We start from the raw sequence: 17,004 nt of genomic DNA, 5'->3' as shown, positions 1-17,004 counted from the left end.
GCAGGGGCTCTACCGATAGATCCATGTAGTGCCGAGCCATGCTCGGCAGGGGCTCCACCGATAGATCCATGTAGTGCCGAGCCATGCTCGGCAAGAGGCTTTACCAGGAAGCCCCCTTGCCGAGCATGGCTCGGCACTACGGCGGCCGCCGTTTTCCATCCCGCCCAATCCGGGTTTGATCGCCCTTTTCCGGGTTTCGTCGCAGGCCGCTTGCAGCCGGCGGGGCGGCGCCTATGCTCACCTCCAATCCCTACGGTGACTGCCCCATGTTCGCCAGCCTCTTCCTCGGTTTCCGCATCCTCGCCGCCTGGGCGCTGACGATCCTCGTCGCTGCGTTCCTGTGGAGCGGCCTGTTCAGCGGCATGGACCAATCCCCGGGCTGGATCTTCGGCCTGGCCGCCATGGCCTTGATGGTGTTCGCGCTGACTGCGGTGGTTGGCCACATCCGCCGCGTCACCCTGATCGCCGACCGGCTCGATTCGCAGACCCTGGCCAACCGCCATCGCCGTCAGGTCGAGCTGCCGCTGGACGCCCCCACGGCCTTCGCCCTGTTGGAACAGGTGATCGGGCAGATGCCACGCATCGAACAGTTGGAGCGCTCGGTGGGCACCCTGCAGCTGCGTGCCACCCAGCGCCGTGCCGATCCCTACGGCGAGCGCCCGCCGTCACGCTGGAACCCGATGGCACGGCTGGCAATCCGCCACAACCAGATCACCGCCCGGGTCATTCCCGGTGCCGATACCAGCAGCGTGACCCTGTTCTTCGAGCCGGATGCTGGAGCGTGGGTGGACCTGCTGCTGCTGGATGAAGGCAGCAACTACGAAAACGCCGAGGCCATCACCCATGCACTCAGCGGCAAGGTTGCCCAGCAGCGCCGCGAAGAGCGCGAGCACGCCGCACGTACCGAGGCCGAGAAGGAACTCAGCGTCGCCCGGCTGAACCTGCTGCATGCCCAGGTTGAGCCGCATTTTCTCTACAACACCCTGGCCAATGCACAGGTGTTGACCCGCAGCGATCCGGCCCGTGCCGAGCAGATGCTCGGGCACCTGATCCAGTACCTGCGCAGTTCGCTGCCGGGCATCGATCAGTCCGTGTCCACGCTCGGGCAGGAACTGGAGCGGGTGCAGGCCTATCTGGAGATCCTGCGGATCCGCATGGGCTCGCGGCTCAACCTGCAGATCGACGTGCCCGAAGCGCTGCACGGTGTCAGCCTGCCCTCGATGTCGCTGCAGACCCTGGTCGAGAATGCGATCAAGCATGGCCTGGAACCCAAGAGTGGTGGCGGCACGGTATGGATACTGGCGCGTGAACTGGATGGTCAGTTGACGATCACCGTGGCCGACGATGGCCAAGGCATCAGCAGCGACAACAGTGGCACCGGCATCGGGTTGAAGAATCTGCGCGAGCGCCTGCGGCTGAGCTGTGGCGAACAGGCAATGCTGGCGCTGGTTTCCAATTTTCCCAGTGGCATGGCGGCCACCATCAGCCTGCCCAAGCGCATTGCATCGCCGCCGCCGGTAGTCGCTGCTGCACCGGCCGTCGCGCCGGTCAACAACACCTCGACGCAGTCGGCGGTGAACATACCGGAGCTGCCGCGTGCGTCTTGAAGCTCTCATTGCCGAAGACGAGCCGCTGCTGCGCCAGGCGCTGTTGGCCCAGTTGCAGCGCCTGTGGCCGGAACTGATCATCGTCGCCGAATGCGAGGACGGCGCCGCCGCGCTGGAAGCGCTGGAGACGCATAAACCGGACCTGGCCTTCCTCGACATCCGCATGCCAGGCATCACCGGCCTGGACGTGGCCCGCGCGCTGCAGCAGCTGAGCCCGCAGACCGAAGTGGTATTTGTCACCGCCTACGACCAGTACGCAATCAGTGCCTTCGAACAGGGAGCGGTGGACTACCTGCTCAAGCCGGTCAGCGACGAGCGGCTGTTGGCAACGCGTCAACGCGTGCTGGCGCGCCGCCAGAGCGGCAACGCTGATCCGGGGGTGCTGGAGCGTCTGCTGCAACAGCTGGCAAGGCAGCCTGCCGCGCCATTGGCCACACCACCGCTGGCCTGGATCACCGCCAGCAATGGCCGCGAAACCCGCCTGGTGATGCTGGACGAAGTGCTGTATTTCCGCGCCGACAGCAAATACACCGTGGTGGTCACCGCCGAGGAAGAACTGCTGCTGCGCAGCTCGCTGCGCGAACTGACGGCCGCCCTGGATGCCAACAGCTTTCGCCAGATCCATCGCGCCACCATCGTCAACATGAAGGCGGTGGCGGCGGTGAGCCGCGACGACAGCGGCCGCGGCGTATTACGGCTGAAACAGCGTAGTGAAACGCTGGTGGTCAGCCAACCCTTCATGAGCCTGTTCCGCGGCATGTGATGCCGCCCTGTTTGCCGGAGTATTGCCATGCATTACCTGACCGTTTTGATCGGCAGCCTGCTGTCGATGCTGGGCATCCATGAAACCCCCGGGCAGACCTCGGTAACCCGCATCAGTGGTGAACAGAGCCTGCTCAGCCGCACCACCGTGGTCAACGGCGTCAGCCGCTTCCAGTGCCTGCAGAGTGATACGGGGCGCTGCAATTACCTGCTGTATCGCGAGCACTGCAGCGGCGCAGCGGACGCACTGCTTTGTCGGCGCGAGGCTTTGGGCGACTTTGTCGTCGTGGTCGGCTCCACCCGCCAGATGCATGGTTTGCCGGCGGGATACTCGCAGCAGGTGACTTTGCAGAAGTAGTTCAATCGCGGGGTTGCGCACGGTAGGAGTAGGGCGGGTAAGCGGCGCGCAGACGGGGCAACTGGCGCACGGTCGGAACTATCCGCAAAGGTTCACTTCCCGGGTACGTGCTGCTTGCCGGGCCTACGGCACTGCAATCCCAGGTGTAGCCACTCTCCTCCTGTGTGAGAAAAAGGGCTATACCGTCAAAAAAATCGCCGCGACAAAGCGCGGCGATGTGCAGCAGAAATGCGGGCTGGCTCAGAACGCAGGCTGTAGCCGCAAGCCATCGTCACCGATGTGGTTGAGCTTGCCGACCAGTTCCGAGTGCTGCCGCATGCGTCCCAGTTCACGCATGATGCGCACGTCTTCATGGCGCAGCTCGCGGGTGTTGGTGACGGCCTGCTTGTAGTCCAGCACCTCCGGATAGTGCTTGGCCATCTCCAGCGCCTCGGCCACTTCATCCACGCTGTCGGCATCGGAGCTGATCCGGGCGCGGCTGTTGAAGGCCTTCATCCAGCGCTCGAAACCGGCGGTGTGGTCGAACATGTTGGCCATGAACCAGATCACGAACAGGATCGATACCCATGAGCCGAGCACGATCACCACGCGGGTGAAGGTGATATGGAAGTCATCGCGCCACAGGTAATTGGTGATCAAGCCAAGGATCAGCAGTGACGATGCCTGCCACAGCACGATCGAGGCCATCAGCCATTGGCACTTGGCCTTGGCCAGCACCGACACTTCCTCGCGTATCTGCTGATCGCTCAGGTTTTTCCAATGATCGACCTGTTTCTCGAACGGGCTGTTGTACAGCTCGTTGTCTTGCAGCAGCAATCCCAAACCTTTGAACAGTGCGATCATGTTGAGCTCCTTGCAGATACTTGCTGGAACGAGCGACGGATGCAGGTTGGTGCGGTCAGGCAGGCTCAGTTCTAGCACTTTCGTCGCACTTGGCAATGGGGGCGGTGCGAAGAACCGAACGGCGGTGTTTGCCGTGACACCCTGACAGCGCGGATTTTTTGCGGTGCGTCATCGTCCAAGCCGAAGGACGTTTCAGTTTTTGTCGAATTCTCTGCTGCATTCGCACATGGGGCGCCTGTCGCTGGCACCGGGGCTTGACGGCGGCTGTACGGTTGCCGGATCGGCGGCTCAAGCGAGCCAGCTGCGCAGCCGGACCGGTACGATAGGCAGCATGTCATCCCTGTTCAGTCCGGTTTCCGCCGCCGCCACCGCCCACATCCGTCGCTGGGTGCTGGACGCCTTTCCACGTAACCAGAATGGCGTGGAGTACGACACGCCGTTGGGGGACCCGGGCTGGTTCGGGCCGGGCAGTGTCACCTGGCGCATTCATTCCGAATTCCCCGGCATGTTGGCTGGCGGGCTGTGCGCACTGATGTTGCAGTTGCTGCATCCGCGTGCATTGGCCGGCGTCTATGACCATTCCAATTTCCGCGAGGATCTGGTCGGGCGGCTGCGCCGCACCACCAGTTTTGTTGCCGGCACCAGTTACGCGCCAGCGGCCGAGGCCGAAAAACTGATCGCCAAAGTTCGACGCATTCACGCGCAGGTGGTTGGCACGCTACCGGATGGGCGTGCCTACGCCGCGGACGATCCGCAGCTGCTGACCTGGGTGCATGTCACCGAAGCCTTCGGGTTTCTCGAGGGGTGCAGGCGCTATTGTCGCGAGGTGCCGGCCGCCATTGCGGATCGCTACTACGACGAGTACCGGCGTGTCGCTGAGGCCTTGGGTGCGCGTGATGTGCCGGCCAGCGAGGCGCAGGTGCGCGAGTACTTCCAGGCGCAGCAAGCGCAGCTGAGCATGGACGCGCGTTCGCGCGAGGTGCTGGAGGTGCTCAGCGATGTGCGTTTGCCGGTGCCGTTGCCGGGCGTATCACGTGACGTGTTCCTTGCTTCCGGCGCGGCCTTGCTGCCGGAGTGGGCGGTGCAGTTGCTGGGGCGGAGTCGCGGCCAGCAGCTGCAATCGGTGGTGGCGGCGCGGGTGCTGCGCAGCGTGGCGCCGCTGTTCCGGATTGCCTTGAACGACGGCATTTCGACCCGCGCCTGCAAGCGGGTAGGGCAGGATCCTGCGGTGCTCGCGGCGTGGCCTGCCTTGGCGTAGTGCCGAGCCATGCCCGGCAGGGGCTTTACCAGCGAAGGGCGCCCCTCACCCCAGCCCCTCTCCCGTAAACGGGAGAGGGGCTGGAACTGTAGTGCCGAGCCATGCTCGGCAGGGGCTTTACCAGCGAAGGGCGCCCCTCATCCCAACCCCTCTCCCGTAAACGGGAGAGGGGCTAGCACTGTAGTGCCGAGCCATGCTCGGCAGGGGCTTTATCGGGAATGCCGCTTGCCGAGCATGGCTCGGCACTACCGCCAGCAACACAGCAACCCCTCCCCAACCCCTCCCCTTGGCCTTCGGCCAAAGGGAGGGAGCGCAAAGCCCTTACCAGACCTTCACCCGCTGTTCGGGTGACAGATACAGCTTCTGCCCTTGCTTGACATCGAACGCCGGGTACCACGCATCCACATTGCGCACGGTCAGCGCACGGAACTGGCCGGGTGCATGCACATTGGTCAGCAGTGAATTACGCAGCGCCTGCTCACGTGCCTTGCTGCGCCAGGCCTGGGCGAAACCAAGGAAGAAGCGCTGGTCCGGGGTGAAGCCTTCCAGCGTCTGTTCCTGCTTGCCCTGCAACGACAGGCGATAGGCGTCGTAGGCGGTACCGAGACCGGCAACGTCGGCGATGTTCTCACCCAGCGTCAGGCGGCCGTTGACGTGTACGCCGGGGAAAGGCTCGTAACTGTCGAACTGCATGGCCAATGCATCGCCGGCAGCGTTGAACTTCTTCAGGTCGTCCGCCGTCCACCAGTTGTGCAGCTTGCCGGTTTCATCGAACAGCGCGCCTGCATTGTCGAAGCCATGGCTGATCTCATGGCCGATCACCGCACCGATGGCGCCGTAGTTGATCGCATCGTCCGCGGCGCCGTCGAAGAACGGCGGCTGCAGGATGGCGGCCGGGAACACCAGGCGGTTCTCCAGCGGTACGTTCATCGCATTGATGGTCTGCGGCAGCATCGCCCATTCACTGTGGTCGACCGGCTTGCCGAGCTTGGAGATGTTGCGCTGGTATTCGAACAGCGAGGCGCGCTGGGCGTTGCCCAGTGCATCGTCGGCCTTCACTTCAAGCGCACTGTAATCACGCCACTTGCTCGGGTAGCCCATGTCCACTTTCAGCCCTGCAACCTTGGCCTTGGCATGCGCCTTGGTTTCCGGCGACATCCATTCCAGCGCATCGATGCGCTTGGCGAAGGCGGCGATGATGTTGCTGGCCATCTCGTCGGCGCGCGCCTTGGTGGCGGCATCGAAATGGCGTTCGACATAGATCTTGCCCACTGCTTCACCGATGGCGGTATTGGTGTCGGCGACGGCGCGCTTCCAGCGCTCGCTCTGCTGTGGGGTGCCACTCATCGTGGTGCCGTGGAACGCGAAGCTGGCATCGGCGAAGGCCTTGGGCAGATAGGTTGCCGCCTCATCCAGCGCGTGGAAGGTCATGTAGTCCTTCCACACCTCCAGCGGCTCGCTGGCGACCAGCTTGGACAGGCCGGCCACAGCCTTGGGCTGCCAGACAATGAAGTCCTGTTGCGCGCCAAGGCTTGCGCCTTCAAGGAAGGCCGTCCAATCCATGCCCGGGGCCTTGCCAGCGAGGTCGGCCTGCTTCCAGGCGTTGGCGCCCTTCTGCACGTCGTTGGTTTCTTCCTGGGTGGCATGGGCGCGGGCGATCTTGGTCTCCAGCGCGACGATGCGCGCCGCCTTGGCCGCGGCATCCTTGTCGCCTGAGAGTTCCAGCAGCGTTGTCACGTAGCCTTCATAGGCCTTGCGCAGTTCGGCCATGCGGCCGTCCTGCAGGTAGAAATCACGGTCCGGCATGCCCAGGCCACCTTGCACCAGGTAGGGCGCATTGCGGTCAGGCTGCAACAGATCGACCGAAACCCACACGCCGAACAGATGCGGAGTGTAGAAGTTGGTGGCATTGAGCAGGTCCACGTCGGCGCGCATGCTGGCGCCCAAGGCCTTGGCCAGCGCCTGTTTGTCGGTGATGCCGGCAATGGCCTGCAATGCCGGCTGCAGCGGTGCGGTGCCGCGCGCTTCGATGCCAGCTTCGTCCATGAACGCTGCGTAATAATCACCGATCTTGCGGACTTCGCCGGCATCGGCCTTGCCGGCTTCCTCCATGATGGCGCGGGTATCGGCGAGGGTTTTCTCGGCGATCACATTGAAGCTGCCATAGTTGGAACGGTCGGCCGGAATCTCGGTGCGCTGCACCCACTGGCCATTGGCGAAGTCGAAGAAGTTGTCGCCGGCGGCGACGCTGCGGTCCATGCCATCGGCATCGAAGCCGAAGCTGCCCAGCTGCGGCTTGGCTGCGGCGGTGGCCGGAGCCGGTGTTGCATTGTTGTCAGCGGCGGGTGCGCTGGCGTCCTTTGCGCAACCGCTGAGTGCAAGCGCGGCGCCGATTGCCAGTACCAGGAAGGAACGTTGCAAAGCCATGACGGTATCCGGAGGATGGGTGCGACAAGTCTAGACCTCCAACCCCGTTCATAAAGATATCGATTCTGGCACTTGACGGATGTGCACAAGCACGGGGAATACGAGAAAATTGGTCACGCACTCTTCACGCCGATGGTGATTGTGCTGCATGCTTGAGCGAACGCGCTGCAGATGGTGTCTGGGGAGACATTGGCAGGGTGGAGTATGTGGTGTTCGCATGCGACCGTTGCAGGTCCCCACCTGCCGGTTCCTAGTTGTAGTGATGCCAGGACCAACATACGCAATGCCAGCTGACCGTCTACTGCTACGTTGGATCCACCGGTGACCCGGATGCCGGCTCATCCGTTGCGAGTGATGATCATTGCCGGTGTGGCAGTGGGGTTGCTGTTGGCGGGCGGCATGATCAGCATGTTGTGGAACGACCGCAGCAGCCGGCTGGAAGCGGCGCAGCGGCAATCGGCCGCGCTGGCCAGCGGCAGCAGCCGCCTGCTGCGCGCACAGCTGGTGACCTGGGAACGCGCGTTGCGCGGCAGTGCCAGTGACTGCCGGGAGTTCTATCGACAGGTGCCTGACCAGGCACCTGCGTTGTTTGAGGCCAGCCTGCGTGGTGTGCTGGAGCGCAATCAGGACCTGGCGTCCATCACCCTGGTGGATGATCGCGGCGTGCCGCTGTCCTCGGGCGAGGGCGATCCCACCTTGCAGAGTTGGGTGGTTGCCGAAAACCGCCTGCTCAATGGCGGCCTCTATCTGGGAGCGCTGGAGCAGACGCCTGACCAGCATTGGGTGCTGCGTGCGGCACTGCAGGTGCAGCCGGGCCAGTGGTTGTTGACGCGGGTCCGGCTGGGCGCGTTCCAGGAGGTGGTGAGCGGCCTGGATCTTGGGCGCGACGGCACCGCTTCCATCGGCAACCGCTATGGTCAGTTGCTGGCCCATAGCCGTGATCCGGAGCGGTTGGTTGGCAACAAGCTGGCACGGCCAATGCGGATACTGGCGCCGTCGCCGGTGGTGCTGAGGCAGGGCGTGGTGGTCAGCCCGTATGACGGCGAGCGCCGTATCGCGGCAGTCAGCGTGCCGATGGACTTCCCCTTGAGCCTGTTTGCCTCGCTGTCCTATCGCGAGGTGATGGCGGGCTGGTACCTGTTGTTGTACGCCTCCATCGGCGTCTATCTGCTGTATCTGGCCGGTTTCGCCTATCTGCTCTATCGGGTTGATCGCAGCACCCGTCATCAGCAGCAGCTCAGCGAAGAGCTGCAGGCCGGCAATGCCGAGCTGGCGCTGGCGCATGAAGTGGGCAAGGTAGGTACCTGGTCCATCCATGGCGAAAAGCCGGTGGTGTACTGGTCGGCGCTGACCCAGCAGATGCTGGCCCTGGCCGGGCGCAGCACCTCGCTGGACGGGTTCCTTGCGCGCGTGCACGAGGAAGACCGGGCCTGGTTGAAGGACATGCTGGAGCGGGCGTTGGCCGGCAAGGGCGCCTTGAATGCGATGTTCCGGCTGCGCAGCGGCGATGGATCGTTGCGCTGGTTGTCCGCGCGCGGTGAGCTGGTGGACGACGGCGGCGACAGCAAGCGTCTGGCTGGCGCGGTGGTCGATATCAGCGAGCGGGTCAATACCGAGGCGCGCGCGCAGGAGGCACAACGCCAGTTCCGGCTGGTGTTTGACCGTAACCCTGCGCCGTTCTGGATTTTCGACCTGGTCACGCTGCGTTTCCTGGAGGTGAACCAGGCCGCGATCGATCAGTACGGCTATAGCCGCGATGAATTCCTGGCGATGTCGATCCTGGATATCCGCCCGGCAGCGGAGTGGGACGAGATCCGCCAGACTGCCGGCCGCGCCTTGAGTGGCGATCTGCTGGGGTTGCAGGTCAGCACCCACCTGCGCAAGGACGGCAGTGCCTTCCACGTGCAGGGCCATTTCGCCAAACTGGAATTCGCCGGCCGCAATGCCTGCCTGGTGCTGGCCGAAGATGTCAGCCAGCGGCTGCGTTATGAGAACGAACTGGCCTATCGCGCCAGTCACCATGCCGGCACCGGCCTGCTGACCGTGCGTGCGCTGTCCGAGCGGCTGGATGCGGGGAGTCGGGGTTACACCATTGCGCACGTGCAGTTGCGTGGCCTGCAGATGATCACCGATACCCTGGGCCGTGATGCCGGTGAGGAGGCATTGCGCGCGGTATCGGTGCGGTTGGGCGGGTTGGCTGCCCGTTACGGCCTGCTGGCGCACCAGCCGGCCGAAGACTTCGTGCTGGCGATCGAGGGCGAGGGCGATCCGCAGATGGCGCTCAATGCCCTGCTGGCGGCGGTGGCCGAGCCCATCCGTGGCCGCGACACCTACCACCAGCTGGAAGCCCGCATCGGCGTTGCCAGCTGCCCGCTGGACGGCGAACTGGCCGAACAGGTACTGGGCCGGGCGGCCCAGGCCGCGCATGCCGCGCGCGAGAGCGGTGTGGCCCTGCTGCACTTCAACGCAGGCATGGCCGCGCACTACACCGAGCGCCTGCAGTTGGCCGGGCGCATCCACATGGCCATTGACCGCGGCGAGTTCCTGCTGCACTTCCAGCCCATCCGTGACGCGGCCGAGGGCAGCCCGGTGGCGCTGGAGGCCTTGCTGCGCTGGCCGCAGGCCGACGGCAGTTTCATCGCGCCTGCCGACTTCATCCAGCTGTGCGAGGACACCGGCCTGATCATCGCGCTCGGCCGCTGGGTGATCCATGCCGCTGCGCGCGCGCAAAAGCAATTGTCGGCTGCCGGTTGGCAGCACCTGCCGATCGCGGTGAATGTCTCGGCGGTGCAGTTGTTCAACAGCGATCTGGTGGGCGAATTCAGCCGTGCCATGCAGGACCATGGCCTGGCCCGTGGCGCACTGCAGATGGAGCTCACCGAAAGCGTGCTGATGCGCAATCCCACCCAGGCGCTGCAGACCCTCGGGCATCTGCATGCCAATGGCGTCGGGGTGGCGCTGGATGATTTCGGCACGGGTTTCTCCAGCATGTCCTACCTGCAGCATCTGCCGCTGGACTCGCTGAAGATCGATCGCGGTTTTGTCAGCGACGTCGAAAGCAATCCGCGCAATGCGGCCATCTGCCGCGCCCTGCTGTCGCTGGGCCATAGCATGGGCCTGTCGGTGATCGCCGAGGGGGTGGAGACCGAAGGCCAGCGGCGCTGGCTGGCCGCACATGGCTGCGACCAGGTGCAGGGCTATCTGTTGGGCCGGCCGATGCCGCTGGAGCAGGTGCTGGTGATGCTGGAAGACAGCCGCTCAATCTGAGCGGGCGGCATCAGGCTGCAGGCATTCGACCAGATAGTCGATGAAGCTGCGCACCTTGGGCGCCAGGTGGCTGCGGCTGCTGTAGACCGCATGGATACCGATGGGTGGCACTTCCCACTGCGGCAATACCGGCACCAGCAGGCCAGCGGCCAGCGCCTGGTCAACGATGAAATCCGGTTGCGCGATGATGCCCATGCCGGCGATCGCCGCTTCGCGCAGCACCTCACCATTGTTCGCGCGCAGATGCGGCTGCAAGGCGATGCTCAGCTCGCCCTCCGGCCCCTGCAACTGCAGCGTGTCACCGCCGGCGGAGTAGGTGTACGACAGGCATTGATGTCCGCTGAGATCCTGCGGGGTGCTGGGCGTCCCTCGTTGGGCCAGGTAGGACGGCGCCGCGCACAGGCGGATGCGGACCAGGCCCAACTGCCGGGCAATCAGGTTGGGGGCCGGCTGGCGGATGATGCGGATGGCCAGGTCAAAGCCTTCCTCGACCATGTCGACCAGGCGGTCCGACAGCTGCAGGTCCAGCTCCACCTGCGGGTAGCGGGCACTGTAGGCGGGCAGCAGCGCGCCCAGCCGGGCAATGCCGTAGCTGACCGGCGCGTTGATCCGCAAGCGGCCTGAAGGCTGCAGCGCCTGTGCGCTGACCGAGGCTTCCAGTGCGTCGAATTCGGCCAGCAACTGCACGCAGCGCTGGTAATAGGCGGCACCGGCGCTGGTCGGGCTGACCCGGCGGGTGGTGCGGTGGAGCAGGCGTGTGGACAGGCGCTTTTCCAGCGCGGCAACCTGGCGGGTGACGGCGGCGGTGGAAACGTCCAGGGCATCGGCGGCGGCGCTGAAGCCATTGCGCTCGACCACGGCGACAAACACCCGCATGGCATCGATGGTGTCCATTGTTTCCGTTTCCGCAATAAAACGTTGCTACCGAGATTATTTGTTGCCGACTCGGCGCGCAATAACCTGTGCACTCTCAAATACCTCTGGGAGCCCATGATGCGCAGCGCGCTGCCTTCCCTCTACATCTCGCACGGTTCACCGATGACCGCCCTGCAGCCGGGGCTGGTGGGCCCGCGCCTGGCCGAACTGGCTGCAGGGATGCAGCGGCCGCGCGCCATCGTCATGGCTTCGGCACATTGGCTGGGACGTGCGCCGCGGGTGTCTGCGGCGGCGCAGCCGGAAACCATCCACGATTTTGGTGGTTTCCCGGAAGCCTTGTATCAGCTGCAGTACCCGGCACCGGGCGCACCCGCGCTGGCGCAGGAGGTGGCCCAGCGGCTGGCCGATGCCGGCCTGCAGCCGGGCATCGACCCGCAGCGCGGGCTCGATCATGGCGCCTGGGTGCCGCTGCGCTACCTGTACCCACAGGCCGATATTCCCGTGTTGCAGGTGTCGATCCAGCCGTCGCTTGGCCCCGAGCACCAGCTTGCGATGGGCCGCGCGCTGGCACCGTTGCGGGAGCAGGGCGTGCTGCTGATCGGCTCGGGCAGCATCACCCACAACCTGCATGACTGGCGCAATTACCAGGATGGCAAGGAGGCGCCTTATGTGCGCCCGTTCATCCAGTGGGTGGAACAGAAGCTGCAGGCCAACGACCTTCCAGCCCTGTTGGATTACCGCAAGCAGGCACCGTTTGCGGCACAGGCACACCCCACCGACGAACACCTGTTGCCGTTGTACTTCGCTATGGGCGCCGCCGGCGGCGAGCGGCTTGGTGCACGGCGGATCGATGCCGGCATCGACATGGGCTTCCTGGCGATGGATATCTATCGTTTCGACGGCGAGGAGTGAGGGCGCTGGCTGGGTCCAGGCTGGGGTTGGGTGCAGGCCACAGTGCCCCACGCTGACGGGATAGATGGGGCCGGCCTCGGCGTGCAGCCGCCACAGGGCTGCTTGCCGTCGATCATGTCATCACGATGGATGAGCAGCGCAATCTGCACCTGCAAGCCAGGGTTGCTGTGGTAATTTCCCGGTATTCATCCGCCACTGCCAGTGTCGGCAGCCTGCTGTCGTGGTAGTGAATCCGTGGAACGGGCATGCACACGATTGAAGTAGTCCTGGCGATGCTGGTGGCGGTTGTCGCCAGCGGCTATCTGGTAAGAATCCTCCCCTTCTCATTGCCGTTGCCCTTGGTGCAGATCGGCTTGGGTGCCTTGATCGCAGGTGTCTTCAATCGCGGCCATGCGCTTGAGCCGGACATGTTCTTTCTGCTGTTCCTGCCGCCACTGCTGTTCCTCGATGGCTGGCGTATTCCCAAACAGGGCCTGTTCCGCGACAAGGGCGCGATCCTGGAGTTGGCGTTCGGGCTGGTGGTGTTCACCGTGCTCGGTGCCGGGCTGCTGATCCATTGGATGATTCCATCGATGCCGCTGGCGGTGGCATTCGCGTTGGCGGCGATCATCTCGCCGACCGATCCGGTCGCGGTCGGCGCCATCGCCTCACGCGTGCCCATTCCCAAGCGGCTGATGCACATCCTGGAAGGCGAGTCGTTGTTGAACGATGCCTCCGGCCTGGTCTGCTTCCGCTTCGCGGTGGCGGCGGTGATGACCGGTTCGTTCTCGCTGGCGGAGGCCTCGCTGACCTTCCTGTGGGTGGCGTTTGCGGGCCTGGCGATTGGCGTGGCGGTGACCTGGGGCGTGTCCACCTTCCAGCGCTGGTTGTGGCGCAGCTTCGGCGAAGAACCCGGCGCCGCGCTGCTGGTCAACCTGCTGATTCCGTTTGCCGCCTATCTGTTGGCCGAAGAACTGCACGCATCGGGCATCCTCGCCGCAGTAGCCGCCGGCGTGACCATGAGCTACGTGGAGCTGACTGGCCGCATCAGCGGCAGCATGCGCGTGCAGCGCAATGCGGTGTGGAACATGGTGCAGTTCAGCTTCAACGGCATCATCTTCGTGCTGCTGGGCGAACAGCTGCCGGGCATCGTGGAGCGTGCGATCGAGACCATGTCGGTGACCGGCCACCACAGTGCCTGGTGGCTGGTGGTCTATGTGCTGGCGATCAATGCGGTGCTGGTGGTGCTGCGGTTGGCCTGGGTATGGCTGTCGCTGCGCTGGAACCTGTTGCGCGCGCGGATGCGTGGCGAGAAGGAAACCAGCACGCCATGGCGGGTGGTGTTGGCGATGTCGGTGGCCGGCGTGCGTGGCGCGATCACCCTGGCCGGTGTGTTGACCCTGCCGCTGATGATCCCCGGGGGGGAGCCGTTCCCGGCACGTGATCTGGTGATCTTCCTGGCGGCAGCGGTGATCCTGGTGTCGCTGGTCGGCGCCAGCCTGATGCTGCCACGCCTGCTCAAGGGCCTGGAGCTGCCCAAGGACGACGACAGCCGACGCGAGGAAGACCTGGCCCGCAGGGCGTCCTCCAAGGCGGCCCTGGCGGCGGTGGAGAAGGCGCGGCAGGCCCTTGTCGAAGGCCAATCCACCAGTTCGGTTCAGTTGCTCAACGATGCCGCGGCACGGGTAAGCCTGCTCTATCAGCGCAATCTGGAAAAGGGGCAGGGGCCGGATGAAGACCCGGAAAAAGTGCGGCGCATGGAGCAGGCCTACCGCAGCCTGCGTAGCGCTGGCTTGAACGCCGAGCGCGAGGAGTTGTTCCGGCTGACCCGGCGCGGGCAGGTATCCGATGAGATCGCGCGCAAGCTGATCCGCAATCTGGATCTGCTGGAGACGCGGCAGCGGGATTGAGGGTGGTTTTGGGGTTCTTTAGCTAGAAGCTTCCCCTCACCCCAACCCCTCTCCCGCAAGCGGGAGAGGGGCTCTCAGAGCGCAAGCCATCCCGCTTTAGCCCCTCTCCCGCTTGCGGGAGAGGGGTTGGGGTGAGGGCAGGCTCTTAAGCTCTTAAACGTTCTTCAGCTCAAGAAAATACGGTTCGACCGTACCCTTGATCTTCAAGGTCATCGGGTTGCCGCGGCGGTCGCGGGCCTTGCCGGCCTGCACGCGGATCCAGCCTTCAGCGACCGAATACTCCTCGACGTCATCGCGCTCGATGCCGTTGAAACGCACGCCGACGCCGCGTTGCAGCGCTTCGGCATTGTGGAACGGGCTCTGCGGGTTGACCGCCAGATGATCGGGAGGGGTATCGCTCATATCAGTGCTTCAGTGAAGGCCACCGTGGCCCTCTTCGGGGCGCAAGGATAACCGCTGTGGCGCGCCAAGGCTTTCGCTGGCACGCCGCTGGCGGCAGAATGCGCGCCAATCATGTAGTGGAAACCGTCCCATGCCAGACAACAGCGCCGATTACGAAGATTCTGATGAGCTGCAACCGGACTTCGACGAAGACGACCATCCGGCGCGGGTCTGGAACCTGCTGTGGCTGATCAATCCCGGTGATGAAGACGCGGCGCTGCAGCAGTTCGATGCCTGGCGCGAAGCGCGCGCGGGCGCCGAGGACGATGCCAGCGATGAACAATGGTTGTGGGACCTGAAGGACGCCATCGATTGGCGCTCAGGTTTCTATGTGGACTGGAAGGACGTTGATTCCTTCGTCGCCGCGCTGGATGAAATGGCCGCGCGCTGGAACCTGGACATCGCCTGGGGCGGTGACTTCGACGACGAAGACTTCACCGACGACCTCGACGTGCCGACGTTGATGACCACCGCCCACGACCGCCTGCGTGAGCACGGCTACACGGTGTGGAACTGGAACACCGGTGGCGACGCCTATGCCGGCTGGGTGGCGCTGAGCCGCGATGATGAAGCGATGCTGGCGTTGTGCTCGTTGCTCGGTGTTGAAGTCCGTCCGGGCAGCGACCCGTTCTGAGCCAGCAGCAACGGTAGAGCCGAGCCATGCTCGGCTGGGGCTGTACCGACAAGCCAACATGTAGTGCCGAGCCATGCTCGGCAAGGGGGCTCTACCGGTAACGCCTCTGCCGAGCATGGCTCGGCACTACAGGTCCGTCTTTACCCCGGCTGGTACAACGCCCGCGCATTGGCGATCACGCGGCGCATCTGTTCGCGATCGGTGTGCCGCGATATCGCCTGCGCGCCTAGCACTATCGCCTGCTCACGCAATGGCGCCGGCACGTCGTAGTGCACGCCGCTGGGGCGGTTCTGGAAGGCCCGGCGGGGAATCCCGAGCTGCTGCGCCAGCGCATGCAGCTCGGGCAAGGTGTCGGCCATCAGATGCGCCCAACGCTCACCGCGCCAGGGGTGTACCGCATCGTCGATATAGACCGTCACGTTCGGCCCTGGACTCAGGCCTTGGACTTGTCGTCGTCAGCCGGTACTTCTTCGGCGACCGCGATGGTCTCGTCCGTGGCGTCTGCCTCAACGGCTTCCTCGCCTTCGATACCTTCGAACTCGGAGACCAGGCCGGCCAGGTAATCGTCGGCGGTCTTGCCTTCGTCAGCAGCCAGGTCATCGATCATCTGCTGTAGCGCTGCGGAGTACTCCAGGGTGACCTTGCGGCCTTCCTTCTCCTGCACATTGGCCAGGTGCTTGAGCATGGCCAGCATTGGCACCGGGTTGTCGGCGTTGCCCATGGTCTGGCCACCGATGGCCAGCAGCCATTCGTTGCCCTGCAGGCCGATGGCAGCCACGACCTGGCCTTCTTCATTGACCAGCACGGCGTGGTTCTGCACTGGCTGCTGGGCGTTCAGGCGGGTGAACGGGCGGCGCGGGGCCTGCTTCTTGCGCTTGTCGCGCTTGGCTTTGGAGAGCTTGGACATGAGGTTCGGCTGATTGAAAACGATGCCTATTGTAGGCGCCAAGCCGGTTTGGCGTTTGCTCCCTCCCTTTCGCGCAGCGAAGGGGAGGGTTGGGGAGAGGGACTGTTGGCTGGGAAAGCCCCTGCCGAGCATGGCTCGGCACTACGCTGTTTCCCCCTCCCTTGCGCCGAAGGCGGAGGGGAGGGTTGGGGAGGGGTGCTGTTGGCTGGGAATGCCCCTGCCGAGCATGGCTCGGCACTACGCTGTTGCCCCCTCCCTTGCGCCGAAGGCGGAGGGGAGGGTTGGGGAGGGGTGCTGTTGGTTGGGAAAGCCCCTGCCGAGCATGGCTCGGCACTACATCCGGGCGGGCAGTGCCGCTGGTGCAGGCTCAGTCCGCGACTGACGGCGTCCCATCCGCCGCCGCAGCGGGGACAGGCAGCGGCAACGTACCGGTCTCGTTCAACGCGGCCGCTTCGGCTTCCTTGGTCATCACCACGATGCTGATGCGGCGGTTGATCGGATTCTGTGGGTTGGCCTTGTCAAACAGCACCGACGAGGCAAGGCCGACCACGCGCGCCACCTTGGCTTCCTCCATGCCGCCTTCCAGCAGGGTGCGCCGCGCGGCATTGGCGCGGTCGGCACTCAACTCCCAGTTGCCGTAGCCAAGCTGGGTGGAATAGGCGGTGGTGTCGGTGTGACCGGTGATGCTGATGTGGTTGGGCACCTGGTTGATGAAGTGCGACAGCTCCAACAGGATCGTCTTGGTATACGGCATCAGGCGCGCGCTGCCGAGGTCGAACATCGGCCGGTTCTGCTTGTCCACGATCTGGATGCGCAGGCCTTC

Annotated in this window: 15 protein-coding genes; 8 read left to right on the top strand and 7 right to left on the bottom strand. The window is 64.6% G+C overall.

Going from position 1 to position 17,004, the window contains the following annotated elements:
- Positions 1-266: 266 nt before the first annotated feature.
- From RT131_RS19355 to RT131_RS19345, 3 genes are read left to right on the top strand one after another with little or no spacing between them, the layout of a single operon-like run.
- Entirely contained in the window at positions 267-1,607 is a 1,341-nt protein-coding gene (locus tag RT131_RS19355) for a histidine kinase (RefSeq protein WP_313174608.1), read from the top strand.
- Entirely contained in the window at positions 1,597-2,370 is a 774-nt protein-coding gene (locus tag RT131_RS19350) for a LytTR family DNA-binding domain-containing protein (RefSeq protein ID WP_313174606.1), read from the top strand. The genes RT131_RS19355 and RT131_RS19350 overlap by 11 nt, the downstream gene beginning before the upstream one ends.
- 27 nt (positions 2,371-2,397) lie before the next feature.
- A complete protein-coding gene (locus RT131_RS19345) occupies positions 2,398-2,727 on the top strand; it encodes a hypothetical protein (protein ID WP_313174604.1) in 330 nt (109 codons plus the stop codon).
- Positions 2,728-2,967: 240 nt separating this feature from the next.
- On the opposite strand, the gene RT131_RS19340 is transcribed toward RT131_RS19345, so the two are convergent.
- Positions 2,968-3,570: a hypothetical protein gene (locus RT131_RS19340; RefSeq protein WP_057629895.1), complete on the bottom strand. Its 603-nt coding sequence runs from the start codon at positions 3,568-3,570 to the stop codon at positions 2,968-2,970.
- A gap of 331 nt (positions 3,571-3,901) precedes the next feature.
- Between RT131_RS19340 and RT131_RS19335 the strand changes: the two genes are divergently transcribed.
- The gene (locus RT131_RS19335) at positions 3,902-4,828 is read left to right on the top strand and encodes an oxygenase MpaB family protein (protein WP_313174601.1); all 927 of its coding nucleotides are present in this window, start codon (positions 3,902-3,904) and stop codon (positions 4,826-4,828) included.
- A gap of 321 nt (positions 4,829-5,149) precedes the next feature.
- On the opposite strand, the gene RT131_RS19330 is transcribed toward RT131_RS19335, so the two are convergent.
- Positions 5,150-7,255, bottom strand: a complete 2,106-nt coding sequence (locus RT131_RS19330) for a M13 family metallopeptidase (RefSeq protein WP_313174599.1) — start codon at positions 7,253-7,255, stop codon at positions 5,150-5,152.
- Positions 7,256-7,585: 330 nt separating this feature from the next.
- Here RT131_RS19330 and RT131_RS19325 point away from each other — a divergent pair, with 330 nt between their 5' ends.
- On the top strand, positions 7,586-10,522 hold the full coding sequence (locus RT131_RS19325) for an EAL domain-containing protein (RefSeq protein WP_313174597.1): 2,937 nt from the start codon (positions 7,586-7,588) through the stop codon (positions 10,520-10,522).
- Here RT131_RS19325 and RT131_RS19320 read toward each other — a convergent pair.
- Positions 10,514-11,416: a LysR family transcriptional regulator gene (locus RT131_RS19320; protein WP_313174596.1), complete on the bottom strand. Its 903-nt coding sequence runs from the start codon at positions 11,414-11,416 to the stop codon at positions 10,514-10,516. The genes RT131_RS19325 and RT131_RS19320 overlap by 9 nt on opposite strands.
- Positions 11,417-11,515: 99 nt before the next feature.
- Here RT131_RS19320 and RT131_RS19315 point away from each other — a divergent pair, with 99 nt between their 5' ends.
- Positions 11,516-12,310: a class III extradiol ring-cleavage dioxygenase gene (locus tag RT131_RS19315; RefSeq protein WP_313174594.1), complete on the top strand. Its 795-nt coding sequence runs from the start codon at positions 11,516-11,518 to the stop codon at positions 12,308-12,310.
- 245 nt (positions 12,311-12,555) lie between these two features.
- Entirely contained in the window at positions 12,556-14,199 is a 1,644-nt protein-coding gene (locus RT131_RS19310; protein WP_313174592.1) for a Na+/H+ antiporter, read from the top strand.
- 153 nt (positions 14,200-14,352) lie between these two features.
- Here the strand turns inward: RT131_RS19310 and RT131_RS19305 are convergent, their stop codons facing one another.
- Positions 14,353-14,601 (bottom strand): DUF3297 family protein, encoded by a 249-nt coding sequence (locus RT131_RS19305; protein WP_313174590.1) that lies wholly within the window; start codon positions 14,599-14,601, stop codon positions 14,353-14,355.
- Positions 14,602-14,731: 130 nt separating this feature from the next.
- Here RT131_RS19305 and RT131_RS19300 point away from each other — a divergent pair, with 130 nt between their 5' ends.
- Positions 14,732-15,274, top strand: coding sequence for a hypothetical protein (locus RT131_RS19300; protein ID WP_313174589.1), 543 nt, complete (start codon positions 14,732-14,734; stop codon positions 15,272-15,274).
- A 140-nt stretch (positions 15,275-15,414) separates the two neighbouring features.
- Here the strand turns inward: RT131_RS19300 and RT131_RS19295 are convergent, their stop codons facing one another.
- The 3 genes from RT131_RS19295 to RT131_RS19285 all read right to left on the bottom strand — a co-directional run.
- Entirely contained in the window at positions 15,415-15,693 is a 279-nt protein-coding gene (locus RT131_RS19295) for a DUF4031 domain-containing protein (RefSeq protein ID WP_313174588.1), read from the bottom strand.
- A 14-nt stretch (positions 15,694-15,707) separates the two neighbouring features.
- Positions 15,708-16,181 (bottom strand): hypothetical protein, encoded by a 474-nt coding sequence (locus RT131_RS19290; RefSeq protein WP_313174587.1) that lies wholly within the window; start codon positions 16,179-16,181, stop codon positions 15,708-15,710.
- Between the two features lie 367 nt (positions 16,182-16,548).
- A partial coding sequence (locus RT131_RS19285; protein WP_313174585.1) for an OmpA family protein occupies positions 16,549-17,004 on the bottom strand: 456 nt, incomplete at its 5' end.

Source organism: Stenotrophomonas sp., assembly GCF_032066555.1.
Classification (GTDB): Bacteria; Pseudomonadota; Gammaproteobacteria; order Xanthomonadales; family Xanthomonadaceae; genus Stenotrophomonas.
This window is presented reverse-complemented; position numbering and strand designations above follow the sequence as displayed.